This window comes from Pseudomonas folii (assembly GCF_014357575.1).
In the GTDB taxonomy this organism is placed as follows: Bacteria; Pseudomonadota; Gammaproteobacteria; order Pseudomonadales; family Pseudomonadaceae; genus Aquipseudomonas; species Aquipseudomonas folii.
Window position 1 is genome coordinate 1 of the sequence record NZ_JACONW010000093.1, and the last position, 23,463, is coordinate 23,463.

The following is a 23,463-nucleotide window of genomic DNA, read 5'->3' on the forward strand; positions in this document are numbered from 1 at the left end:
ATTTCAAATTCGATTCATGAGGCTTTTCACCATGTCCACCATCATCCGTCCCGCTCTGAGCCTTCTGGTCTTGATGACCCTCGTCACCGGCGTCGCTTACCCGTTGGTCGTCACCGGCGTTGCTCAGGTCGCTTTCCCGGATCAGGCCAACGGCAGCTTGATCCACGACGCCGACGGCAAGGTCCGCGGCTCGCAGTTGATCGCCCAGTCCTTCACCGGAGACGAGTGGTTCCACTCGCGGCCTTCCGCAGGTGCTTTTGCCACGGTCGCCAGTGGTGCCAGCAACCTTTCCCCAAGCAACCCGGCACTCGCTACGCGGATCAGCGAAGACGCCACGAAAGAAGTTGTGCAAGGGCAGGGCCCGGTGCCGTTGGCGCTGCTGACGACTTCCGGCAGCGGTCTTGATCCGCACCTTTCACCCGAGGCCGTTGCATACCAGACCGTCAGAGTGGCCAAGGCGCGCAAGCTTTCCGTCGAGAAAGTCCAGGGGTTGATCGAGGCCAATACCTTGCGGCCCTTGATCGGTCCGCCAGTGGTCAACGTTTTGAACTTGAATCGCAGCCTGAATGAGTTAACGTCTGCGCAACAACAAGCACAGCTTTGAGTGAGCAATATGAGTGATTCCGGCCGTGCCGATGCGTTACTAGCCCAGATGCCCGGAGACGGGCGCGGTCGACTCAAGGTATTTCTCGGCGCTGCGCCGGGTGTGGGCAAGACCTACGCCATGCTGCAGGCCGCTCACACTCAGTTACGCCAGGGCGTGGCGCTTATCGCTGGCGTCGTCGAAACCCACGGTCGGGCCGAGACCGAAGCGCTGCTGAGCGGCTTGCCGCAGCAGCCATTGGTTCGCTCGGAATATCGCGGCGTGACGCTGGAGGAAATGGACCTCGACGGTCTGCTCAGGCTCAAGCCGAAACTGGTACTGGTCGACGAACTGGCGCACAGCAACGCGCCCGGCAGTCGTCATGCCAAACGCTGGCAGGACATTCAGGAACTGCTGGCCGCTGGCATCGACGTTTACACCACGGTCAACGTCCAGCATCTGGAAAGCCTCAACGATCAGGTCCGCGGCATTACGGGCGTGCAGGTTCGGGAAACCTTGCCGGACTGGGTGTTGCAGGAAGCCTATGAACTGGTGCTGATCGACCTGCCGCCGCGTGAACTGCTGGAACGGCTGCGTGACGGCAAGGTGTACGTGCCTGAGCAAGCGCGTGCGGCCATCGATGCTTTCTTCACCCAGACCAACCTGACCGCCTTGCGTGAGCTGGCGATGCAGACCGCTGCGGCTCAGGTCGATGACGATCTGGCTCAGGGATATCGCCAGATGGGGCAGGCGGCACCGGCCGTTCGTGGTCGCCTGTTGGTCGCCGTCGATGGCGATGCGCACGCCGATCGTCTGGTGCGCCACGCCAGCCGTGTCGCTCAGCGGCGGCATCTGCCATGGAGCCTGGTGCATGTCGACAATGGCCGGCCGTTCGATGAGCAAAATCGTGCTCGCCTGCAGAGTGCCCAGCAACTGGCCGAGCGGCTGGGCGGTGAAGTGGTGCTGTTGCGGGCCGGTGAAGTGGCGAGGACCTTGATCCAGCATGCGGGTGAACGTCGCGCCAGTGTCTTGCTGGTCGGCCAGTCACAGCCGCGACTGCGCCGTCGCTGGTTGGGGGGAGGGGTGGCTGAACGTCTGTTACGCGAAGCCCACGGGCTGGAAATCAGTGTGCTGGACAGCGAGCCGTTACCGGATCAACCACGGGTGCGTTCTTCTCGTCCCGCCAGTTGGCAGGACTATTCATTGGCGGTGATCGCCACGGTATTGGCCAGCGCCTTCGCCTGGGCCGTGTCCAGCGTGCTGGACTTGCCGAACATCTCGCTGGTGTTTCTGGCTGCGGTGCTGCTGGTGGCCGTGCGGACCAGCACGGGACCGGCCCTGGCGTCTTCGATTCTGTCGTTTCTGGCTTACGACTTTTTGTTCATCACACCGAGCTTTTCCCTGAGTATCCAGCGCGAAGAAGACGTGCTGACCTTGCTGTTTTTCCTGTTGATGTCGGCGTTGACCGGCAACCTCGCGGCCCGTCAGCGTCGCCAAATGCAAGCCCTGCGCGAAACACAGGAAGAAACCAGCGAACTGCTCGACCTGTCGCGAAAACTGACCGCCGCGACTGATCGACAAGCAGTGATCAGCGCTGCCGGGCAGCATCTGAGTGGCTGGCAAGAGCTTGATATTTGCCTGATCGACCGGGATGGCCCCAACGGCTGGAAAGTGCAAAGCGGCATCGCGCAATTGTCCGAGCCGGAGCGCGCCGCTGCGGACTGGGCGTGGAAACATGATCAACCCGCCGGGCATGGCACTGGCACCTTGCCGTCCAGTCGCTGGTGGTGGTGCCCGTTGTCCGGCGAAGACGGGCCGCTGGCGTTGCTGGGTGTCAGTGCACGTACGGGGCAGGATTTCACTGCGCAACGGCGTCGACTGTTGATTGCGCTGAGCCAACCGCTGGCTCAGGCGCTGGCTCGGGCGCAACTGGCGGATGACCTGGAGGCGGCGCGTTTGCACGGGGAAACCGAGCAGTTACGCAGTGCGTTGCTGGCGTCGGTGTCCCATGATCTGCGCACACCGCTGACGGCCATGCGTGGCAGCATCGACAGCCTGTTGGCACTGGGCGAAGCCATCCCCCTTGAAGATCGTCGGGAGTTGCTCGAAGGCACTCGGGACGAGGCCGAGCGTCTGGATCGCTATATTCAGAACCTGCTGGACATGACCCGACTTGGTCACGGCGCGTTGAAGCTGGCGCGGGACTGGGTGTCGCCGGGGGACATCGTCGGCAGTGCGCTGAATCGACTGCGTGCAGTAATGGCGCCGCTGCAGGTCCAGACCTTGCTGCCTGCCGAGTTGCCGCTGCTGTATGTACACGCGGCGTTGATCGAGCAGGCACTGGTCAACGTGCTGGAAAACGCTGCACGCTTTTCGCCCGTGAATGGGCGTCTGGAACTGGAGGCCGGGGCTATCGATGGCGAACTGTTCTTTGCGGTCAGTGATGAAGGGCCAGGTATTCCTGAAGAAGAGCGGGCCAAGATTTTCGACATGTTTTATACCGCCGCGCGGGGCGATCGCGGCGGACAGGGCACAGGGTTGGGGCTGGCCATCTGTCAGGGCATGGTAGGTGCCCACGGCGGGCGGATCAGCGTCGGGCAGGGCATTGATGGTCAGGGCACGTCTATCACTCTATATTTGCCCCTTCAGGCTCAGCCTCAAGGCGAAAGCGAAGCGGAATTGCTGTCTTGAGTCCGCTCTACGTTAAAGAATCAGGGTGATCATGAGTCAGACCGCAACCATTCTGGTGATCGATGATGAGCCGCAGATTCGCAAGTTTCTGCGCATCAGCCTCGCGTCCCAGGGCTACAAAGTGCTGGAAGCAGGAACGGGGGCCGATGGCCTGACTCAGGCCGCGCTGAGCAAACCCGATCTGTTGGTGCTGGACCTGGGCTTGCCGGACATGGACGGTCAGCAGGTGCTACGGGATTTTCGCGAGTGGTCCAGTGTGCCGGTGTTGGTGCTATCAGTGCGGGCCAGCGAAACCCAGAAGGTCGAGGCGCTGGATGGTGGTGCCAACGACTATGTGACCAAACCGTTTGGTATTCAGGAGTTCCTGGCTCGTATTCGCGCCTTGTTGCGTCAGGCCCCGACGGGCGAACAACAGGGTGCGGCACTGGTGTTCGGTCCTTTGACCATTGACCTGGCATACCGCCGGGTGCTGCTGGATGGGGTTGAAGTGGCCTTGACCCGCAAGGAGTACGCGGTGCTGGCTCAACTGGCGCGGCATCCGGGGCGGGTCATTACACAACAGCAATTGCTCAAGGACATCTGGGGCCCGACCCATACCGAAGACAGCCACTACCTGCGAATTGTGGTCGGTCACTTGCGCCAGAAGCTGGCAGATGACCCCACCGCACCAAGGTTTATCGTGACCGAAGCGGGCGTGGGATACAGGCTACGGGAGGCCTGAATACTTTTTGTAATTGGAATATATATCTGTTGGAGCGAGGCTTGCCCGCGAATGCGTCCTTTCAGCTAGCACATGCATTGACTGACCCGACGCTTTCGCGGGCAAGCCTCGCTCCAACGAATATGACGATACTGAGTATTGACGGTGCGCCAAGCCAAAAAATTTACATTTCAGCTATTGCCTCGATGCTCCGCCTCATACCGATCAAGTGTATCGCTGGCGATCTCCCGGCCCAGGGCGATGAGTTCCGGGGCTTTGTAAAACTCGAAAAACCGGCACACGCGTTTCGGCACATTGATCAGGATATCCGGCGGATACCCGGCGATCTTGTACTGCGCCAGAGACGTCTGCATCACCTCAAAACTCTGGTTGATCAGGTCCAGCAGCGACGCCGGGCCGACGTTGTCGATGATCACCGATCCCGTAGCGGACTTCGGCGCGCTCTCGCCTTGAGGGGCTGCGGCGGCTTGCTGACCTTGCGGGTCGGCGGATTCCAGCCAGGGATTGTCAATCGTCGCCGCGCTGGCCTTGGGACTGTTCTGCGGCAGGTGCAACACCTCGTTGCCAGCGGCGTCCAGCTTGCGACGGAACGGCAGGCGCGAACCCAGTGAACTGATCATGTGATCGAAGCGCCGTTTCACCGCAGGCGGGCGCTCGATCACCGGCAGTTGATAATGCCCTTGGGTGGTCGAGTTGAGATTGACCGCGACGATCAGGTCGCAATGGCTGGAAACCACCGGCACGATGGGCAGGGGATTGAGCAGGCCACCGTCCACCAGCATGCGATTACCCTGCATTACGGGCGTGAACAGACTGGGAATGGCCGCCGAGGCGCGCATGGCCTGATGCAGGCAGCCTTCCTGAAACCAGATTTCCTGCTGATGGGTCAGGTCAGTCGCCACTGCGGTATAGGGAATGCGCAAGTCCTCAATGTTGACTTCACCAACGATTTCGCGGATCTGACCGAACACCTTCTCGCCCCGAATCGCCCCAAGGCGGAAACTGACGTCTACCAGTCGCAACACATCCAGATAGTCCAGGCTTTCGATCCATTCCCGGTATTGTCTGAGCTTACCTGCCGCATACACACCGCCAACTACCGCCCCCATGGAGCAACCCGCAATGCAGGCTATCTCATAGCCGCGGCGCTCCAGTTCCTCAATGACACCGATATGCGCATAACCCCGAGCGCCTCCAGAACCCAGCACCAGTGCTATACGTTTTTTCATGAAAGGCTCCCCGAGTCAGATTGATCCACCATACGCTTGAATCGGGTTATTTTTATCGCTCATTTAGGCGTTGTGAAGGCTCTATTTCAGTAAAAAACAGTTACGCTTGCGACCGCGGTATTGGCACTTTCAGCAAGCGCCGCCGTCAAAGCTGCACCATTGATCGTTCTTCTTGAGGTAACACCGATGAAAGCCTGGATTGTCCTGCCCTTGTTTGCTCTGGTTCTCACTGGTTGCGCGGGTAAAACCGGTTATCGCGAAAGTTGCGGGACGCAACTCGATTCGGCCTGGAAGGAACTCGATCTGGCCAAGGCTGAAGGCTTCGCCGGTACGGTCAGCTACTCCAAAGCCTTGTCCTTGCTGACTGGCGCCAAGACCCAGCAACAATTCGAAGCATTCGAAGGTTGCACCGAGAAAGCCGAAAAAGCCCGCTTCTATATCCGCGAATCCCGCGCTGGCAGGTAAGTAGAGCTGGGCGCTGTGGGAGCGGTGCTTGCCCGCGATACATGAGACGCAGCCAGAAGGCATACCGCGTTATCGTTTATCGCGCACAAGCACCGCCCCCACAATTGTTTTTCAGCCAACATTCCCATCCCTCCCGTACCAATTTCCTCTTCTCTCTGGCGAAAACACCTACGCTAACTTTATTGTGACTGCACAGCAGTCCCGTTTTAGCCATAGGCAGTCGCCTGGAGAGTGTTTTCGATGGGCAGAAAACTCGATGAGTGCCTCAATGCCATCAACGAGGTGGTGTTAGGCAAGGAGCCGCAAGTCCGGCTGGCAATGACCTGCCTGCTCGGTGGCGGCCATTTGTTGATCGAAGACTTGCCCGGCATGGGCAAAACCACACTCAGCCATACCTTGGCCAAGGTGCTGGGCCTGAGCTTCCAGCGAATCCAGTTCACTTCGGATCTGTTACCGGGGGATATTCTCGGCACGTCGGTGTTTGATCGGGAAACGGGGCAGTTTACCTTCCATCCCGGCCCGATCTTCGCTGAGCTGGTGCTGGCTGACGAGATCAATCGCGCCACGCCCAAAAGCCAGAGCGCTTTGCTTGAAGCCATGGAAGAGGGGCAGGTCACTATTGAAGGCGCGACCCGTTTGCTGCCGGATCCATTCTTTGTGATCGCCACCCAGAACCCTTTCAGCCAGGGCGGCACGTTTGCTTTGCCTGAATCACAACTGGATCGCTTTCTGATGCGTCTTTCACTGGGATATCCGGCACGCTCGGCGGAGAAAGCCTTGCTGTTGGGCGAATCACGTCGGGATTTATTGCCCCGTCTACAGCCTCTTTTGAATCACGCCGAACTAGGGGCTTTACAGGCGCAGGCCCGGCAAGTGCGGGTCAGCGATGCGCTGGTGGATTACGTTTTGCGACTGGTGGACGCAACCCGCGCCCAGCCGCAGTTCGCTTATGGATTGTCGCCACGGGCGAGTCTGGCGATCCTCAGCGCAGCACGGGCCTGGGCTTTGCTGGCCGGACGCGAATATGTGATCCCCGAAGACGTGCAGGCGATTTTGCCCTCGGTGGTTGGCCATCGTCTTCGCGAGCGGACTGATCCCACCGGGCATGGCGGCGGGGCCTTGGTCCAGTGGTTGCTGCGTGAGGTGCCGGCGCTTTGATCGAACAGTTCAAACCGTTCTGGCAGCGCTGGCTGGCGCGACGTATCCCCCCCGCATCGCGGGTCAGACTCGACCACCGGCGCATTTTCATCTTACCCACCCGTACCGGTGGCAGTTTCGCGTTGGTGCTGTTTTTGATGTTGCTGGTGGCGATCAATTATCAGAACAGCCTCGCTTATGGCCTGACGTTCCTGCTGCTGTCGATGGCGATTCTGGGGATCCTGCACACCTACCGAAACCTGAGCGGTCTGGTGATTAGCGCGGGCCCGGCGCGGCCTGTGTTTGTCGGTGAGACCGTGCAACTGAGCCTGCGCCTGGAAAGTGATAACCATGCCCATCAGGCGATCTCGCTGGGCTGGGACGCGGAGCAATTGCAGCAAGTCGATATCGCTTCCGAAGCACGAGTCGAGGTCGAGTTGAGCTTGCCTGCACACAATCGCGGCTGGTTGCGGGCACCAAGGCTACGGGTTGAAAGCGTCTTTCCGTTAAGCATTCTGCGCACCTGGAGCTGGCTGGATCTGGAGCAGACTGCGCTGATTTACCCGCAGCCGGTGGCGGGTGCAATGCCGTTGCTTAAAGGCGTTCAGCCCCATGCCGAAGATCAGGGGGTGGCCACTCAGGGACCGGGCGTGGATGACTATCAGGGCTTGCGCACTTATCAGCCCGGTGACAATCGGCGACGCCTGCACTGGAAGGCATATTCCAGAGGCCAAGGACTGCTGCTCAAGGACTTCACCGACCTGAGCGGTCAGGACTTGTGCCTGGACTTCATGGCCCTGGGCGGTGACATCGAAGAGCGGCTGTCGCGTCTGTGTTATTGGGTGGTGATTCTGTCCCAGCGTCAGCAACCGTTTGCCTTGCGCTTGCCGGGTTATCTGTCGGCAGTGGACAACGGCAATCTGCACCGGGAAACCTGCCTGCGCGCTCTGGCGTTGTACGGCGTGCGACAATGAACTCCGTCGCGTCCGGCCTGAGCCTGCCGATTCCGCGTGCCAGCCTGCTCTGGCTGCTATTGGCACAAGCGCTGGTCATCGTGCCGTTCATTCAGCACATTCCTGGAACCATCATCATTTTGTGGCTGGCCTGCATGCTGTGGCGGGTGCAGATATTCCGGATGCGTGCTCGCCATCCGGGGGCATGGATAAAAGGCGGTTTGCTGGTGGGCACGGCGGGCGGGGTGTATCTGGCCCGTGGCAGTCTGGTCGGTCTGGAGGCCGGTGCCGCGCTATTAGTGGCGGCCTTTGTGCTGAAAATGCTCGAGACGCAGAGTCGACGCGATGCATTGGTACTGATCTTTCTTGGCTTCTTTTGCATCACGGTCGGCTACCTGTTTGAGGACAACCTGCTGTGGGCGGCATTTACCTTGCTGCCGGTCAGCACCTTGTTGGCGGCGTTGATCGGCCTGCAGTCATCCAGTCATTCCAGCAGTCAGCCCGGCAGCCTTAAGTTGGCGATTAAATTGTTGGCGCAAGCTGTGCCGCTGATGCTTTTGCTGTTCTTGTTCTTCCCGCGTCTGGAGCCGCTCTGGTCATTGCCGCAGCCGAGCAATAAAGGCCAGACGGGGCTTTCCGACAGCATGGCACCGGGGGACATGGCCGAGCTGAGCAAGTCTGCGGCGTTGGTGTTTCGTGCCAGTTTTGACGGTCCGATTCCGGCGCGTAATCAACTGTATTGGCGCTCCCTGACCCTTGAACAGTTCGACGGTCGGCGCTGGTCCCAGTCGCTGCGCGCGCAAACCGTGCAGATGCCGCAGTGGCAGAAACGAGGTGATTCGCTGAGTTACAGCATCGTCATGGAACCCAGCGGCCGACCCTGGTTGTCGAGCCTGGACGTAGCCGAAAGCAATCTGGGCGATGTGCGCCAGATGAACGATTTCCGCTTGCAGCGACGGCGGCCGGTGGAGCAGTCGTTGCTCTACAACGTCACCTCCTGGCCGGACGCAACCCGTGAGGCGCAACTCAGCGAGAACATCCAGCGACAGGACCTGCAGTTACCCGCCAAAGGCAATCCCCAGGCCCGGCAGTGGGCCAGCGATCTGGTGCGCCGTCATCCGCAGCCCGATGGGCTGGTGCAGGCGATGCTCGATTACTTTGCCCGCGAGCCTTATCACTACACCCTCAAACCACCGACGCTGGGACCTGACAGCATCGATGACTTCCTGTTTGAGAGCCGGCGTGGCTTTTGCGCGCATTATGCTGGGGCCATGACTTTCGTGTTGCGTGCAGCGGGGATTCCTGCACGGGTGGTGGCCGGTTATCAGGGCGGCGAACTGAACCCGGATGGCCAGTACCTGACAGTGCGCCAGTTCGATGCTCACGCCTGGGTTGAATACTGGCAGCCCGGTGTCGGCTGGCGCAGCGTCGACCCCACCGCAGCGGTTGCGCCGCAGCGTATAGAACAAGGACTGGAGCAAGCGTTGGCCGCGGACGAGGCGTTTCTAGCGGATTCACCCATGTCGGCGCTGCGCTATCGCCATGTGCCGTGGATCAATTCGCTGCGCCTGAGCTGGGACAACCTCAACTACGGCTGGCAGCGCTGGGTGCTTGGCTATCAGGGGCAGGAGCAGTTGCGGGTGCTGAATCGCTGGTTCTCAGGTCTTGAGGCTCCGGCGTTCATCGTTGGGTTGGGCGTATTTCTGGGTTTGGTTGCGCTGTGGGTATTCAAACCCTGGCAGCGGGAAAGTGATTCGCAACTTCGCCTGTTCGGTGCGTTCGAAAGATTGCTGGCGCGCCATGGCCTGCGGCGTTTGCCGGGGGAGGGGGCCGAACAGTTCTCACGCCGTGCGGCATTGTCGTTACCGGGGCACGCCGAAGCTATCGATGCGTTTGTCAGAGAGTTCCAGGCGCAACGTTACGCCGGTAGCTCGTCATCACCGGCGGAACTGCGCAGGCGTTTGAAGCAATTGCGGCGTCGTTTGCCATGGCGTTTGTCAGCCGTCAAAGAAACCCACGATTCACGATAAGGATGAGTTCATGTCATCGATGGTTGACCATCTGGTCGCACAGGTCCTGGGCCTGCATATCAAGTTGCTGGCTTGTCAGGCGCGTCTTGCCGCGTCCACCGACCCCGAGGCGTTGCACGACTTGCGCACGACGGTCCGCCGTCTTCGCAGCCTGTTGCGTCCTCTTCGCGGTGTGTCGGGTGTCGAGCAACTGGAAGCCGCAGCCAAGGCCATCGGGGAACTGACTACGCCGCTCCGGGACATGGAAGTACTGGCCGCACACTTGGCCGAACAAGGCCTGACCGACGCTGCAGCCGTGCGTATCAATAAGGTCAGTAAGGCTTACGGGCAGGTTGCGACCTCTGCCGAACTCGGTCGCCTGTTCAGCACTCTGGATCAATTTCCAGGATTCCTGCGGGTCCAACAGCGGCAACAACTGCTGCGCGGCCTGCGCAAGACCATCGAGAAAGGCATGGACAAACAGTGGAAAAAACTCCGCGAAGCCATCGCCGACCCTGCTCATGACCGGCATCGGCTACGCCTGTTGATCAAACGCGTGCGCTATGCCGCGGATGCTTATCCCGAATTGAGCCATCAACCGAAGAAAATGCAGTCGCGTTTGAAGTCCGCTCAAGGTGCGCTGGGCGACTGGCACGATCACCTGCAATGGCTGGCCCAGGCCGGACAGGAACGCGACCTGGCACCCTGCATCGCCGCCTGGCAAACCGGTATCGTACGTGCAGAGAAGAAGGCCGATGTTGCGCTGCAGCGTTTGAGCAAGACCTGTTTTGGCTGAAATCGCTTTAAGGTATTGGCTGCCGTTAAACACATTTCAACCGTCTGATTTGGAATGCTTTGTTACCTGTAGGAGCGCGCTTGCCCGCGATTCGGTCCGTCAGTCGATGAATATATTGCCTATGCCGACGCAATCGCGGGCAAGCGCGCTCCTACAGGTGAGTTATTCGCCGGAGACTGTGCGGCGATTTAGCGACTGGGCAGCGTTGATCCGGCCGCAAATATGGCAGATATGTCGTATCCGCTATCCATGATGGCTGGTTAAGATCAACGCCTGTCTGCCGACTCGCCACCGCGCGGGTCTTTTATTATCGGTACTACGGGGTATACATGAAGTTTTCCGAGCTGATCGATGCGGTGCGGCGCAATCCGCAGGATGTGACCATCCCGGCTGAATGGGCGCAAGGCCGCGCCAGTTTTGGTGGTTTGATGGCGGCGCTGCAATATGAAGCGATGCGCGCCAAGGTGCCTGAGGGGAGGCCAGTGCGCTCCTTGGCGATCACCTTTGTCGGTCCGGCCGAGCCTGGCGTCCCGATCACTTTCGAAGTAGAGGTATTGCGCGAAGGCAAAGCGGTCAGCCAGTTGCTGGGTCGCGCGACGCAGAATGGTCAGGTTATGACGCTGATTCAGGGCAGCTTCGGCGCGCCACGCGAGTCGGTGATTTCGGTGAAATCCGATCCGGCGCCTACGCTCAAACCGCTGGAAGAATGCCCGCAACTGCCCTTTGTCAGCGGCATGATGCCCGAGTACCTGCAGTTCATGGAGCTGCGTTGGGCGTTGGGCGGCATGCCGTTCAGCAATACGCCGTCTCCGGCCATTGGCGGTTACGTGAGGTTTCGCGACATCGAAGAAGGGCCTTCCAGTGAAGCGCACATGCTGGCGCTGGTCGACACCTGGCCACCGGCGCTGCTGCCCCACCTGAGTAAACCCGCGCCGGGCAGTTCACTGACCTGGACCATCGAGTTTGTGCAGCCGATGCCGACGTTGAGCACGCATGATTGGGGTTCGTATAAGGCGGTTATCGAGCATGCCCGCGATGGCTACGGTCACACTGCGGCGATGCTTTGGTCGCCGGCGGGCGAGTTGATCGCGATCAGTCGGCAGACGGTGACGGTGTTTGGGTGAGCTCGCTGTCACATCGCTGGCGAATGAGCGTGACGCTGAATGCCCAACGCCGCGATCAGGCCGATGACGCCTATGGCGAGTGAGGAGAAGCTCATGGAAAACACCCCGTCCAGAATGAGCAGCGCAGCCAGAATGAACAGCGGCACGACGATCAGGTGCAGCACCAGATTGCTGGGCTGAAGTTGATTATCGGCGCAGTTACCCGACTGCCATGCATGGAGATTGAGTATGCGCTTGGCCATGACTGTATTCCTCTACAAACACTGTGTGAATGCCTGAAGAGTAGGCCCAACTCGCAGTTGCGGCGAATCAAGCCTGACTATCGGTGTGATAGATCCTGAAAGCGGTGATCCGCCGCCAGAGACAGACGCGTTGCTGTTTATCGTGGGAAAGCACTGCACAGAACATACTCCCGTGGGACCGGCTTTAGCCGGGAAGGCGGCATCTCTTACGATACAAATGTGTGGTCTGAACTGGCCGCTTCCTGGCTGAAGCCAACCCCACGACATTCTGCAAATGTTTGAAACCGGACCTACAGCTTCAACTGCCCAATCGCCTTGCTCAGTTCACCCGCCAGGGTGGCGAGTTCGTCGCTGGTGCTTGCCGAGTCCACGGTCTGGTTGACGGTGCGTTCGGTCACGTCGCGGATGCTGACCACGGCGCGGTTCATTTCCTCGGCGACCTGGCTTTGTTGCTGTGCGGCGACTGCAATCTGGGTGTTGCTTTCGCGCATTTGCGCCACTGCATCGGCAATGGCTGCCAGTGCTTCACCGGCTTCGTGCGCCTGCTGCACGCACTCATCAGCCTTGAACGAGCTGTCCTGCATGAAATCGACGGCATCCCGGGTGCCGGATTGCAACGCTGAAACCATCGTGGTGATTTCATCGGTGGAGACCTGAACGCGTTTGGCCAGGTTGCGGACTTCGTCGGCGACCACCGCAAAGCCGCGGCCCATTTCTCCAGCCCGTGCCGCTTCAATCGCCGCATTCAGGGCCAGCAGATTGGTTTGCTCGGCGATGCTATGAATCACGCTGACCACGCCGTTGATCTTTTGACTGTCTTCGGCCAGGCGCTGAATCATCCCGGCAGTTTGCTGCACGCCAGTCGACAAACCGGCGATCGAGGTCTGAACCCGGTCAACCACAGCCTTGCCGCCACCTGCCAAGGTATCGGCGGTTCGGGATTGATCCCGGGTGGTGCTGGCGTGCTGGGCAATGTGGAAAACCGTTGCGGACATCTCATTGATGGCGGTGGCGACCTGATCAGTCTCACTTTGCTGACCGAGCATGCCTTGACGCACATCGCTCATGCCTGCCGCCAGATGCATTGCGCCCTGATCCAGACGCGTAGCGGTCTGCGAGACCGTGGTGACGACTCGCTGATAGCCTGCCTGCATGGCGTTGAATGCCTTGGCCATCTGGCCCACTTCATCCTCGCCGGTCAGTGGCACGCGGGCCGACAGGTCGCCGCTTTTTTCCACGTGCAGCATGACGTCTTTGAGGGTGTTGAGCTGAGTCAGCAGGAAGCGGATCAGCAATTGCGAAGCGCCGAGCATGGCCAGCATCAACACGAGCACGGCAAGGGCGTAATTGACGAAGCGCTGCTCCAGCACTTGCATCAGGCTCGGGGCAAACGCCAGTACTGCGATTCGCTGCCCGTCAGGTCGTGACACGATCTGAGCACCGATAAGCGCGCTTTCGCCGGTCAACGGTCGTGGGTTGAGTTCGACCCATGCCTTGGCAGCGCTCAACTCAGACAGAGGCCGTCCGTTGAATTCGGGCGTTTGCCCGGCAGTGAACACCAACAGCCCGGACTGGCTTGGCAGTGGCTGGGGCGCAGGCCAGGTAGCGAGCAGACGTGCCTGGGCCTGAGCTGACTCCCGGGCGTCATCGATACGGGCCTGTTGCTCCAGTTGCAGGGCGTAGATGACCAGCATCAACGTGGTGAAAAAGGCCACCGCGTTGACGGCCCAGAACTTGTACTTCAGGGAAAGGTTACTAATCCAGGTGCCCATAGGAGGTCTTCTTTGGTTAGTCAGGAGAAATGCAGCAAGGTGCCATCATCATCTCCTACTCAACAAAGCGTCCCTTGACCTGGATCAACCTAATCCTGAGCGGCGACAGGTATTTGAGGTAATGCGAAAAACTCTCTTGCGGTGGCGCTGCTGTGGCTGGCCAGGTCCTCGAGGGTCTCACCGCGACGCTGCGCGACTTCTCGCAGGACTTCCGGCAGAAAGCCGGGTTCGTTGCGACCGTTCTTCGGCTTGGGCCGCAGGGTACGCGGCAGCAGGTAGGGTGCATCGCTTTCCAGCATCAATCGGCCACGGGGAATATCGCGAACCAGTGGGTGCAGGTGAGCTCCGCGGCGCTCATCGCAGATCCAGCCGGTGATGCCGATGTGCAGGTCCAGGTCCAGATAGCTGTAGAGCGCGCGCTGTTCGCCGGTGAAGCAGTGCACCACGGCAGCAGGCAGACGATCACGATAATCCCGGAGGATTTCCAGCAGCCGCTGATTCGCATCGCGCTCGTGGAGGAATACTGGCATTTGCAGTTCCACGGCCATTGCCAGATGTGCTTCCAGAACTTTTTCCTGTTGCGGGCGCGGAGAGAAGTCGCGATTGAAATCCAGCCCGCACTCGCCGACGGCCTGCACGCGGTCCTCCTGAAGCAGAGCGCGCAATTGGCGCTCGCTGTCAGCGTTCCAGTCAACCGCCGAATGAGGATGAATCCCTGCGGTGCTGAACAGTCGCAAAGCGCTTTCGTCGAGCTCATGGCAAAGCTTCAAGGCCTGCTCACTGCCTTCGACGCTGGTGCCGGTGAGCAGCAACTGACAGACGCCCGCAGCATAGGCGCGATCAAGAACCGCTTGTCGTTGGGAGTCGAAGCTGGCGTTTGTCAGATTGACGCCGATGTCGATGAGTTGCATGGTGCTACCTCTGGCCGGAGACCACTGAGGATATCAGAGCTACGGCTTCAATAATAAAAGGTAATACAATCAGACGTTTGAGAGACGCTTCTGATTCATTTTCGTAGCATTCGGATGGCCCGCGTGTCATCGCACACGCTTCACCCACTTCTTTTTTCATGTTTTTCGAACGGCATTACCCTGGAGAGTTAATGATCCGAGCTTCCCTCTACCTGATTGTTTCTGTGTCGCTGCTGTTGCCATTTTCGGTCAGTGCCCGTCAGGCCGGGCCGCAAGTTGCCGAGCACAAAACAGTCGTGCGCGATCTGCCGACGATTCGCAGCAGCAAGGTATTGCGCGTGCTGGTCAATCAGAGCCGCAATAGCTCGGGGGATGCCAAGGGAGAGGAAATCGGCGTCGAATACCACCGACTGCAAGCCTTCGAAAAATACCTCAATAGCCATTCCCGTGATGGTCAGCAAGTTACCTTCAAAATCATGCCCAAAGCCAAAAACCAGTTACTCATCGCGTTGCAGCGGGGTGAGGGGGATCTGGTTGCCCCTGGCGAGCTGCTCGACACGCGGGAAGCCAGAGGCATTCAGGCCAGTGAGCCGATCATCCGTCATGTGCCGTTGGTAGTGGTGGGTGTCAGAGGGGCGCGCAGCTTCAAACATATCGAACAGCTCTCTGGACGAACCCTGAGTTTGTCCGCGGGCAGTGCTGCCGATGAGGCCGTGCATCTGCTGAATCAGCGACTGGCTCTGCGCAAGCTGCCCCCGGTGAAAATCGAGTGGGTCGATCCAAGCCTGGCGGTGGAGGACGTACTGGAGATGGTTCAGGCCGGGATCTACCACCTCACGGTGGTCGAGCAGCCTATCGCCGAGCGGTGGGCCAAAGTCATGCCCAAATTGCGTGTGGATCGTTCGTTGACCCTAAGCACCAACAGCGACATGAACTGGTTTGTGCGGCAGGACGCAACCGTGCTGCGCGCCACTATCGATGGCTTTCTCAAGAGCTACAAACCGCCAGCCAATCAGGACCTGGCGTTCCAGAAGGCCTACAAAAATCTCTACAAGGTCCACAACCCGTTGGCCAGGGCTGATCGGCAGCGTCTTGAGGAGTTACGGCCGACCTTGCAACGCCATGCGGACGCTCAAGGCATGGACTGGTTGAATCTGGCAGCACTGGCCTTCAAGGAATCAGGGCTTGAGCCACAGGCGCAGGGCAGCGGCGGCGCTACCGGGTTGTTGCAGATCACGCCGTCCGCCGCCAAGCGGGTCGGCGTGGGCAACATTCAGTCTACCGATAGCAATGTGCAGGCCGGGGCGAAGTACCTGGCGTTGATCCGCCGCAAGTTTTTCGCCAGTTCCCGATTCAACGAGCGTGAACGCATGGCGTTTACCTTGGCGGCCTACAACCTCGGCCCGGAGCGCGTGCAAGGCATGCGCAAGGAAGCCAAACGACGAGGGCTCAACCCTGATCAGTGGTTCTTCCAGACTGAGCGGGTTGCCATGGATCAGGCCGGCATGGGCGTGGTGAGTTACGTCAACAGTGTGAACAAGTACTACCTTGCGTTTGATCGTGAGCGGGATTCACTGGAAAGCGCTCCGTCCGGCAAAGCTGTCGTGAGGAAATGATCGAGAAAATAGATAGTGATGCCGAGTTTTTTGCGATTGCTACATTGGCTGATCCGATTAATATGGCGCTATCAACTTCATTCACGGAACGCCTCACATGAACACTCGGATCAAATCGCTTTTCACTACCCGCGCTGGTTACGGCCTGACTGTTGTACGGATTCTGGTCGGTATCATCTTTGTTGCCCATGGCAGCCAGAAACTGTTCGGCGCTTTCGGTGGGTACGGTCTGGAAGGCACCGGCCAGTACATGGCAAGCCTGGGTCTGACACCGGGTTATCTGATGGCGCTGCTGTCCGGCAGCGCAGAGTTCTTCGGCGGTCTGGGTCTGGTAGTCGGTTTGCTGGCCCGTCCCGCGGCGCTGGTACTGGCAGCTACATTGGTCGTGGCGATCTTCTCGGTACACATCCACAACGGCTTGTTCATGGCCAACAATGGTTATGAGTTCGCGCTGGCGTTGCTGGGCGGTGTAGTGGCCGTTTTGATTGAAGGGGCGGGCAAGCTGTCCATCGATCGCGCCATTGGTAACTGATCAACGTTACTGATAGATGTAACGCCTGAAAGGCCCGCCTGGTGCGGGTCTTTTTTATTGGGAACAAATAAGAAGCGCGTTACTGGCAATTGACAATCAGCGGGCGGCTTCTCTACGATGCTGCCCATGCGCCGATTTAACAACTACTTGCGGGGCGCCAGATGAGCATGAAGCTTATCGATAGAAGTCCTCAGGGGCTTCGAAATACCGCTAAAGCGTTGGTTCGGTGTTGCCTCTCACCGCTGCCCAGCGGAGCATTTGAGGCTGAGTCAAAACATCATGAACCATCCTGTCGTCCGTATTTCCCCGATTGCCACCCAGTTTTCCCGTCGCAACCCGAAAATCCTGCTCTGCGGTTCACACCAGCCAACCCTGTTGCGCTTTCTGGACGGCCGTCCACGTCGCAACGGCGGGCCTCACGCATTTCTGATCCAGTTTGTCGATCCGCAACAGTCACTGGCCAACTTCAAGGATGACCAGTTCGACCTAGCGGTGGTTCAGGCGCCTTCTGCCGAACGCGTGGAAGAAGTGGTGCGTGATCTGACGCGCATTGCCCGGCAGGGGTTGATTACTCGGTGTTGAGGGCAGCAACTCCTATCAAGTAAACATAACTATATGATTCTAAATGAGGTTCTGTAGGAGTGAGCTTGCTCGCGATAGCGGCAGTTAAGGCGGGAAATTCATTGGCCAAAAAAACGAATCGCGAGCAAGCTCACTCCTACAGGGGCTGTGTTTGCTGTGCGACGGCGCGGTGTCAGAAGGCTGACCTGCTCTATCAGAGGTAATCAATCGCTACGATGTAGCAGAGCTGCTCACCGGTGGGGGTATAAACCTTTACTTCGGCATCCAGCGCTTTGCCGATCAGGGCGCGGGCCAAGGGGGAGTCGATGCTGATCAGGTTCAGTTTCAGGTCCAGTTCGTCAGGGCCGACGATCCGGTAGCGCGACTCTTTGCCATCTTCGTCCTCAATGGTCACCCAAGCGCCGAAGTAGACTTTGTTGATATCGCTGGGGTGCGCGTCGACGACTTTGAGGCTTTCAAGTCGCTTGGTAAGGAAGCGCACGCGACTGTCGATTTCGCGCAGCATTTTTTTGCCGTAGGTGTACTCGGCGTTCTCCGAACGATCCCCCTGAGCTGCTGCTTCGCTCACCGACTGCGTGACTTGCGGGCGGCGGACGTGCCAAAGCTCATGGAGTTCGGCTCGCATCCGCGCTTCACCCTCAGGGGTGATCAGCGCGGTGCCAGCGGTGCGGGGAGGGCGATAGCGGCTCATGGATTGTCGTTGTAGGGAACAAAGGGCGCAAAGTCTATCAGCCATCGCGCAGCACCGTCAGCGGGCTGACATTCAACGCTCGACGGGTACCGAATACGCCCGCGCCACCTACCAGCAAAGCGCCGATGACAGGCAACAGCAGCAGCCAGGCATGAGGCGCCCAGTCGAGGTTGAATGCGTAGCGGTACAAGGCGAATGTCACCAATTCGCAACCCAGTGCAGCCAGCAAGCCGCTGACGGCGCCCAGCAGACCGAACTCGATGCGTCGCGCCTTGACCAGTAATGCCCGTTCCGCACCCAAAGCCCGTACAAGTGCGCCTTGGCGAATACGCTCATCAAGGGTCGCTTGCAAGCCGGAAAACAGCACGGCAATGCCCGCAGCCAGGACGAACAGCAGCACGAACTGCACCGCCAGCGTGACTTGATCCAGAATGCTGCGTACCTGCTCCAGTAACGCTTCGACGCCCAGAATACTGATGGCCGGGAAGGTGCGCGACAGCTCGACGATCTGCTTGTCGTTGCCAGCAGGCAGATAGAAGCTGGTCATGTAGGTGGTGGGCAGATCCTGCAAAGTGCCGGGCTGAAAGATGATGAAGAAGTTTGGCTGGAAGGTGTCCCAGTTAACGTCCCGCAGGCTGGTGACCACGGCATCACGACTCATCCCGCCGATCATGAAGTTCAGACGGTCACCCAGTTTGATCTGCAGGCTGTCAGCCAGCTTGGCTTCTACCGACACTCCGGGAGTTGCACTGGTTTCGCCGTTCGCTGGCCACCAGTTGCCTGCGGTCAGGGTGTTGCCTTCAGGCATGTTTGCCGACCATGTCAGATTCAGGTCGCGGCGTGTAGCGTTTTCCCCGCGAGAGTCCTTGGTCACGAAGTCGCTCACCGGCTTGCCGTTGATGTTTAACAGGCGACCAGGCACCACGGGATAGAGCGGGGCGGCGTGAGGTGAAAGTTTGCTGATCTGCTGGCTGAAGGCGTCTTTCTGATCCGGCAGCACGTTGAGTACGAAGTAGTTCGGTGCGTCTTTGGGCAACTGGTTTTGCCAGGTGTCCAGCAGTTCGCCACGCAATAACGCGATCAAACCCATGGACAACAGAATCAGGCCGAACGCCAGCGATTGCCCTGCAGCAGCCATGGGGTAGCGCAGCAATTGACCCAGACCCAGGCGCCACGGCAGGGACGCACGGGCCAACAGGCGACGCAGGCTTTTCAAGGCCAGTAACAGCAAACCGCCCAACACCACCGCGGCAATCACGCCGCCGCCCAGCAAGGCAAAGGTCAACACCAGATCCAGGCTCAAACGCCACATGATCAAACCCAGAGCGAGCAGGGCGGCGCCGTACACCAGCCATGAGCTGGCCGGAATGGGCAGCATGTCACGGCGCAGCACACGAAGCGGCGGTACGCGACCCAAGGCTGCCAGCGGCGGAAGAGCAAACCCGGCCAGCGCAACCAGCCCGGTGCCGATACCTGCGAGAGCAGGCATCACCCCACCGGGAGGTACTGTTGCGGGCAGAAGATTATGCAGCAGAGCGAACAGCGCCAGTTGCGCCAGCCAGCCCAGCAATGCACCGCTCAATGCGGCTAGCAGGCCAAGCATGGCCAGTTGCAGGCTGAACAGCACCAGCGCTTCATTTCTGGATAGACCCAGGCAGCGCATCAGTGCGCTGGCGTCGAATCGGCGCACGGCAAAACGTGCAGCAGACAATGCAACAGCTACACCGGCAAGCAGCACCGCAACCAGACTGGCCATATTCAGATATCGTTCGGCCTTGCCCAGCGCGCCACCGATCTGTTGACTACCGTCGCGGGCGTCCTTGATTTCCTGATGCGGCTCCATGCCCGGTTCGATGGCCTTGCGATAGGCGGCCAACGCTTCAGGCGGGCCGGTCCACATGTCCCGATAACTGACGCGGCTGCCCGGTTGCACAACACCGGTGGCTTGCAGATCAGCCATGTTGATCATGACCCGAGGTGTCAGGCTGTAGAAGTTGCCTGCACGATCAGGTTCATAGGTCAGCACCCGGGTCAGCTTGAGTGTTTTGGAGCCAACGTCGATGTCGTCACCCACTTTGAGGTCCACTGCCGGTAACAATCGCGACTCAGCCCAGGCTTCACCGGGTTTCGGGCCGCGGCTGACTTCTTCAGGCTGATACAGGTCGGCAGCGCTTTTCAGTTCACCGCGTAGCGGGTAAACGCCGTCGACGGCTTTAATGCTCGAAAGCTGAATCCCGGCATCGGTGGCGATGACCGTGGAAAACACGACGATTTGTGCATGCTTGAGCTTGAGTACTTCGCCCGCCTGAATTTGCTCAGGCCTGGCCGGGCTTGAACCTTCTACGACCAGATCAGCACCAAGAAACTCGGTGGCGCGCAACAGCATCGCGCCGTTAAGGCGGGCGCCGAAATAACCGATGGCGGTGCTGGCGGCTACGGCTACCAGCAAGGCAAAGAACAGGACTCGCAGTTCACCGGCGCGGGCATCGCGCAGCAGTTGGCGAGTGGCGAGGGTGAGCAGGCGCGAAAACGGCAGGCGTACCATCAAGGCTCCAATGGGGCGACCAGACGGCCACCTTCAAGACGGATCAGGCGACGGCAGCGATGTGCCAGACGTTCGTCGTGGGTGACCAGTACCAGCGTCGTGCCGCGTTCCTTGTTCAGATCGAACAGCAGGTCGCTGATGCGCTCACCGGTCTGGCTGTCCAGGTTGCCTGTAGGCTCGTCGGCAAACAGTACGGACGGATCTGCCGCGAATGCACGGGCAATGGCGACTCGTTGTTGCTCACCTCCCGAGAGTTGGCGCGGCGTGTGGGTCAGACGTTTGCCCAGTCCGACGCGCTCAAGCAGAACTCTGGCCTGCTCGCGCGCATCCTTGCGACCTTCCAGTTCCATGGGCAGCATGACGTTTTCCAGCGCGTTGAGGCTGTCGAGCAACTGGAATGACTGGAACACAAAACCCACATGCTCGGCTCTGACCCGGGCGCGCTGGTCTTCGTCCAGCTCACTCAGGTTGCGGCCGGCGAGGATCACTGCGCCGGAACTTGGCAAGTCCAGACCGGCCAGCAGACCGAGGAGCGTTGATTTACCGGAACCTGACGCGCCAACGATGGCCAGACTGTCGCCCTTGTTTAGTTCCAGTGAGAGTTCGTGCAGGATGGTCAGGTCACCTTCGGTGCTGGGGACCACTTTGTTGAGGCTCAGAGCACTGAGAATACTTTCACTCATGGAGAATCCGATGCGTGCGTGGTTTTTAAGTGCTGGCCTGGGTTTGCTGTTGCTGTCACAAGCCGCAGCGGCGGGCACAGTATTGATCGTTGGGGATAGTATCAGCGCGGCTTTCGGCCTGGATACCCGCATTGGCTGGGTTGCCTTGCTTGAACAGCGCATGAAGCAGGAGGGTTTCACCGACAAAGTGATCAATGCCTCTATTAGTGGCGATACCAGTGCCGGAGGACGGGCGCGGCTGCCTGCGCTGCTTGCAGAGCATAAGCCGGAACTGGTGATCCTGGAGTTGGGGGGCAATGATGGCTTGCGTGGTCAGCAGCCAACTCAATTGCAACAAAACCTTGCATCAATGATTGACGGCTCGCGGGATGCTGGCGCCAAGGTACTTTTGCTGGGTATGCAGATCCCGCCGAACTACGGTCCGCGTTACACCAACGCGTTCAAGGAGGTCTACACCAATCTGGCCGCTGAGAAAAAAGTGCCACTGGTGCCGTTCTTTCTCGAGGGGGTGGGCGGTGTTCCCGAGCTGATGCAGGCGGATGGCTTGCATCCGGCGGCCAATGCTCAGCAAAAGTTGCTGGAAAATGTCTGGCCGACGCTAAAACCGCTGCTTTGAGGCTTTTCTAGGCGGGGGCTTTCGGCTAAGGTGGCGCCCCCAATCTGGAGCCCTCCATGCCACGTCCTGCCTGGTCCCTGTATGCCTATCAAATGATCGAGCCCGATGAGCAGCTCGATCTGTTCGCGTGCCAGGAAGTCAAAGTGCATCTGGTGGCCCGCCAACTGGAGCTTGGCGGGACCGTTGATCGCACGCTGTGTGGCACTTTGTTGCCCGCACAGCCGCGCTGGTCAGTTGTGGCGAGAGAGGTTTTTCGTGACGAGCGGTTGTGCTCGCTGTGCCGTGCCATCGTCGAAGCGCAAAAAAGTGGCAACCGGCCGATCTGGCCTGAATTACGCTTCATGGAGTAAATTGCGGGTTGACTCCCGGTATGTCAGGTCTGGGTGTACAATTCGCTACTTCACTACCCGCCGTATTGCCCAAGGATTTCCCGGATGTTGTCGCGCATTCCAGCCGTTACCCGCTGCCTGTCGCTTGCTGCACTGTGTGCGGCAGGCTCCGTTTCCGCTTTGGAATTCCCCTTGCCGCCGCCGGGTGAAGACATCATCGGCCAGGTACAGACCGTAACGGCCCGATACGAAGATACTTTCGCCGACCTGGGCACGAAGTACGATCTGGGTTATCTGGAAATGATCGCCGCCAACCCGGGCGTCGACCCATGGTTGCCGGGCGCTGGCACGCAGATCGTGCTGCCAACCCGATTCGTGCTGCCACCGGGCCCGCGCGAAGGTATCGTGATCAACCTTTCCGAGTACCGCATGTATTACTACCCGAAAGGGCAGAATGTGGTTCACACCTATCCGCTGGGTATCGGTCGGGAAGGGTGGGGCTCGCCAATTGGTGTCACCAAGGTGATCGCCAAAACGCCAAATCCGACCTGGACGCCACCGGCGTCGATCCGTGCCGAGCACGCTGCCGATGGTGATCCACTGCCAAACGTGGTGCCTGCTGGTCCGGATAATCCTCTGGGGCCTTTCAAGTTTGGCCTGGGGATGTCCGGTTACCTGATTCACGGTTCGAACAAGAAGTTCGGTATTGGCATGCGCACCAGTCACGGTTGTTTCCGCATGTACAACAACAACGTGTTGGAGCTGGCCGATATGGCCCCGGTGGGCACTACCGTGCGGATCATTGCCGAGCCTTACAAGTTTGGTGTCAGCGGTGGCAAGGTTTATCTGGAGGCACATACGCCAGTGGATGACAACGGCAACCCTTCGGTGGTCGATAAGCACACCGCAGTAATCAATGCGTTGCTCAAGCGCGAAGACCTGGCCAATAACCTGCGCATGAATTGGGATCTGGTTCGTGATGTGGTTGCGGCTGAGGATGGTATGCCGGTCGAAATCGCGGTGCCGGGTGCTGCGGTGGCTGCGAGTGTTCAGGATTCGGTTCCGTTGCAGTGATGGTTCTTTTATGTGGTTGTTTTGCGTACATATCCGTTGTCAGGTAACGGCTGATATTTGTTGCGCTTTTACAGCGCCTCACTTTTGAAAGGAGCCCAAAAGTAAGCAAAAGGCTCTTGCCCCATCACTCGGCACCTCGCTGTCGCTCGGTGTACCCGCCCG

General features: G+C 59.3%; 21 protein-coding genes and 1 pseudogene. 15 read left to right on the top strand and 7 right to left on the bottom strand.

From position 1 onward, the window contains the following. Window positions 1-31: 31 nt before the first annotated feature. From kdpC to H8S59_RS17960, 3 genes are read left to right on the top strand one after another with little or no spacing between them, the layout of a single operon-like run. Window positions 32-604 carry a potassium-transporting ATPase subunit KdpC gene (gene kdpC / locus H8S59_RS17950; protein ID WP_187522302.1) on the top strand — a complete coding sequence of 191 codons (573 nt, stop codon included), beginning with the start codon at window positions 32-34 and terminating at the stop codon, window positions 602-604. A 9-nt stretch (window positions 605-613) separates the two neighbouring features. Continuing rightward, on the top strand, window positions 614-3,274 hold the full coding sequence (locus H8S59_RS17955) for a sensor histidine kinase (RefSeq protein WP_187522303.1): 2,661 nt from the start codon (window positions 614-616) through the stop codon (window positions 3,272-3,274). 31 nt (window positions 3,275-3,305) lie between these two features. Next, window positions 3,306-3,995, top strand: a complete 690-nt coding sequence (locus H8S59_RS17960) for a response regulator (protein WP_095095571.1) — start codon at window positions 3,306-3,308, stop codon at window positions 3,993-3,995. 170 nt (window positions 3,996-4,165) lie between these two features. Here H8S59_RS17960 and H8S59_RS17965 read toward each other — a convergent pair whose 3' ends face one another. Next, window positions 4,166-5,224, bottom strand: coding sequence for a patatin-like phospholipase family protein (locus H8S59_RS17965; RefSeq protein WP_187522304.1), 1,059 nt, complete (start codon window positions 5,222-5,224; stop codon window positions 4,166-4,168). A gap of 186 nt (window positions 5,225-5,410) precedes the next feature. On the opposite strand from H8S59_RS17965, the gene H8S59_RS17970 reads away from it, so the two are divergent. The 6 genes from H8S59_RS17970 (at window position 5,411) to H8S59_RS17995 (ending at window position 11,708) form a co-directional block, all read left to right on the top strand. Beyond that, on the top strand, window positions 5,411-5,689 hold the full coding sequence (locus H8S59_RS17970) for a hypothetical protein (RefSeq protein WP_027901763.1): 279 nt from the start codon (window positions 5,411-5,413) through the stop codon (window positions 5,687-5,689). 240 nt (window positions 5,690-5,929) lie between these two features. Then, on the top strand, window positions 5,930-6,847 hold the full coding sequence (locus tag H8S59_RS17975; RefSeq protein ID WP_099268637.1) for an AAA family ATPase: 918 nt from the start codon (window positions 5,930-5,932) through the stop codon (window positions 6,845-6,847). After that, window positions 6,844-7,800 carry a DUF58 domain-containing protein gene (locus H8S59_RS17980; protein ID WP_187522305.1) on the top strand — a complete coding sequence of 319 codons (957 nt, stop codon included), beginning with the start codon at window positions 6,844-6,846 and terminating at the stop codon, window positions 7,798-7,800. The genes H8S59_RS17975 and H8S59_RS17980 overlap by 4 nt, the downstream gene beginning before the upstream one ends. After that, window positions 7,797-9,809, top strand: a complete 2,013-nt coding sequence (locus H8S59_RS17985) for a transglutaminase TgpA family protein (protein ID WP_187522306.1) — start codon at window positions 7,797-7,799, stop codon at window positions 9,807-9,809. Before H8S59_RS17980 ends, H8S59_RS17985 begins: the two co-directional genes overlap by 4 nt. 10 nt (window positions 9,810-9,819) lie before the next feature. Continuing rightward, window positions 9,820-10,584 (top strand): CHAD domain-containing protein, encoded by a 765-nt coding sequence (locus H8S59_RS17990; RefSeq protein WP_187522307.1) that lies wholly within the window; start codon window positions 9,820-9,822, stop codon window positions 10,582-10,584. A 329-nt stretch (window positions 10,585-10,913) separates the two neighbouring features. Beyond that, window positions 10,914-11,708: an acyl-CoA thioesterase gene (locus tag H8S59_RS17995; protein WP_187522308.1), complete on the top strand. Its 795-nt coding sequence runs from the start codon at window positions 10,914-10,916 to the stop codon at window positions 11,706-11,708. Window positions 11,709-11,728: 20 nt separating this feature from the next. Here the strand turns inward: H8S59_RS17995 and H8S59_RS18000 are convergent. The 3 genes and pseudogenes from H8S59_RS18000 to H8S59_RS18010 all read right to left on the bottom strand — a co-directional run. Then, window positions 11,729-11,950: pseudogene (locus H8S59_RS18000) on the bottom strand (terminase); the annotation flags it as partial. Window positions 11,951-12,240: 290 nt separating this feature from the next. Continuing rightward, complete coding sequence (locus tag H8S59_RS18005; RefSeq protein WP_187522309.1) at window positions 12,241-13,722, bottom strand: methyl-accepting chemotaxis protein; 1,482 nt, start codon at window positions 13,720-13,722, stop codon at window positions 12,241-12,243. A gap of 89 nt (window positions 13,723-13,811) precedes the next feature. Beyond that, a complete protein-coding gene (locus H8S59_RS18010) occupies window positions 13,812-14,633 on the bottom strand; it encodes a TatD family hydrolase (protein WP_187522310.1) in 822 nt (273 codons plus the stop codon). Window positions 14,634-14,824: 191 nt separating this feature from the next. Here H8S59_RS18010 and H8S59_RS18015 point away from each other — a divergent pair, with 191 nt between their 5' ends. The 3 genes from H8S59_RS18015 to H8S59_RS18025 all read left to right on the top strand — a co-directional run bounded on the left by H8S59_RS18015 (window position 14,825) and on the right by H8S59_RS18025 (window position 17,363). Next, window positions 14,825-16,249 (top strand): MltF family protein, encoded by a 1,425-nt coding sequence (locus H8S59_RS18015; RefSeq protein ID WP_187522311.1) that lies wholly within the window; start codon window positions 14,825-14,827, stop codon window positions 16,247-16,249. Window positions 16,250-16,346: 97 nt separating this feature from the next. Further along, a complete protein-coding gene (locus H8S59_RS18020; RefSeq protein WP_095095598.1) occupies window positions 16,347-16,781 on the top strand; it encodes a DoxX family protein in 435 nt (144 codons plus the stop codon). Window positions 16,782-17,060: 279 nt separating this feature from the next. Next, window positions 17,061-17,363 (top strand): hypothetical protein, encoded by a 303-nt coding sequence (locus H8S59_RS18025; RefSeq protein WP_095095601.1) that lies wholly within the window; start codon window positions 17,061-17,063, stop codon window positions 17,361-17,363. A gap of 193 nt (window positions 17,364-17,556) precedes the next feature. On the opposite strand, the gene greB is transcribed toward H8S59_RS18025, so the two are convergent. The 3 genes from greB to H8S59_RS18040 are packed head-to-tail and all read right to left on the bottom strand — an operon-like array spanning window position 17,557 to window position 21,282. Further along, window positions 17,557-18,054, bottom strand: coding sequence for a transcription elongation factor GreB (greB, locus tag H8S59_RS18030; protein WP_187522312.1), 498 nt, complete (start codon window positions 18,052-18,054; stop codon window positions 17,557-17,559). 37 nt (window positions 18,055-18,091) lie between these two features. Further along, window positions 18,092-20,599: an ABC transporter permease gene (locus H8S59_RS18035; protein ID WP_187522313.1), complete on the bottom strand. Its 2,508-nt coding sequence runs from the start codon at window positions 20,597-20,599 to the stop codon at window positions 18,092-18,094. Continuing rightward, a complete protein-coding gene (locus H8S59_RS18040; RefSeq protein WP_027901749.1) occupies window positions 20,599-21,282 on the bottom strand; it encodes an ABC transporter ATP-binding protein in 684 nt (227 codons plus the stop codon). Before H8S59_RS18040 ends, H8S59_RS18035 begins: the two co-directional genes overlap by 1 nt. 10 nt (window positions 21,283-21,292) lie before the next feature. Here H8S59_RS18040 and H8S59_RS18045 point away from each other — a divergent pair, with 10 nt between their 5' ends. The 3 genes from H8S59_RS18045 to H8S59_RS18055 all read left to right on the top strand — a co-directional run bounded on the left by H8S59_RS18045 (window position 21,293) and on the right by H8S59_RS18055 (window position 23,301). After that, a complete protein-coding gene (locus tag H8S59_RS18045) occupies window positions 21,293-21,898 on the top strand; it encodes an arylesterase (RefSeq protein WP_095095610.1) in 606 nt (201 codons plus the stop codon). Between the two features lie 56 nt (window positions 21,899-21,954). Further along, window positions 21,955-22,248, top strand: a complete 294-nt coding sequence (locus H8S59_RS18050; RefSeq protein WP_027901747.1) for a hypothetical protein — start codon at window positions 21,955-21,957, stop codon at window positions 22,246-22,248. An 84-nt stretch (window positions 22,249-22,332) separates the two neighbouring features. Beyond that, window positions 22,333-23,301 carry a L,D-transpeptidase family protein gene (locus H8S59_RS18055; RefSeq protein WP_095095613.1) on the top strand — a complete coding sequence of 323 codons (969 nt, stop codon included), beginning with the start codon at window positions 22,333-22,335 and terminating at the stop codon, window positions 23,299-23,301. The last annotated feature ends 162 nt before the right edge of the window (window positions 23,302-23,463 follow it).